Raw genomic sequence first — 1,059 nt, forward strand, 5'->3', positions numbered from 1 at the left:
AAGGTGGAGAAGGTCACCGCGCTCACCAAGAACATCGCGTACGCGGTCAAGTCCGCCGACGTCCGCATCCTGTCCCCGATCCCCGGCAAGTCGGCCATCGGCGTCGAGATTCCCAACACCGACCGTGACATGGTCCTCCTCGGCGACATCCTGCGCTCGGCGACCGCGGCCGCCGACCGGCACCCGATGATCGTCGGGCTGGGAAAGGACGTCGAAGGCCGCCCCCTGGTGGCCAACCTCGCCAAGATGCCGCACATCCTCATCGCGGGCGCCACCGGCGCGGGCAAGTCCACCTGCATCAACGGCCTGATCTGCTCGGTGCTGATGCGCGCCACGCCCGACGAGGTGCGCATGGTGCTGGTCGACCCCAAACGGGTCGAGCTCAACACCTACGAAGGCATCCCCCACCTCATCACCCCGATCATCACCAACCCCAAGAAGGCCGCCGAGGCCCTGGAGTGGGTGGTCGGCGAGATGGACCGCCGCTACGACGACCTCGCCGCCAGCGGGTTCCGGCACGTGGACGACTTCAATAAGGCGGTGCGCGCGGGCACGCTGGTGCCGCCGCCGGGCAGCGAGCGGGTCTACCAGCCCTACCCGTACCTCCTGGTGATCGTGGACGAGCTGGCCGACCTGATGATGGTCGCGCCGCGCGACGTGGAGGACTCCATCGTCCGCATCACCCAGCTGGCCCGCGCCGCGGGCATCCACCTGGTCATCGCCACCCAGCGGCCCAGCGTGGACGTGGTCACCGGCCTCATCAAGGCCAACGTGCCCTCGCGGCTGGCGTTCGCCACCTCCTCGCTGGCCGACTCCCGAGTCATCCTGGACCAGCCGGGCGCCGAGAAGCTGGTCGGGCAGGGCGACGCGCTGTTCCTGCCGATGGGCGCCAGCAAGCCGATGCGCCTGCAGAACGCCTTCGTGTCGGAAAAAGAGATCAACGACATCGTCACGCACTGCAAGACGCAGATGCAGGCCGAGTACCGCGACGACGTGGCCGCCGTGGCGACCGCCAAGAAGGAGATCGACGAGGAGATCGGCGACGACCTCGACCTGCTG

General features: G+C 68.4%; 1 protein-coding gene. It reads left to right on the top strand.

Annotation, left to right across the window (positions count from 1 at the left end):
• On the top strand, nucleotides 1-1,059 hold a 1,059-nt coding region (locus ACFP1K_RS41095; protein WP_380764026.1), incomplete at both ends, for a DNA translocase FtsK.

Source organism: Sphaerisporangium aureirubrum (genome assembly GCF_042658925.1).
Classification (GTDB): Bacteria; Actinomycetota; Actinomycetes; order Streptosporangiales; family Streptosporangiaceae; genus Sphaerisporangium; species Sphaerisporangium aureirubrum.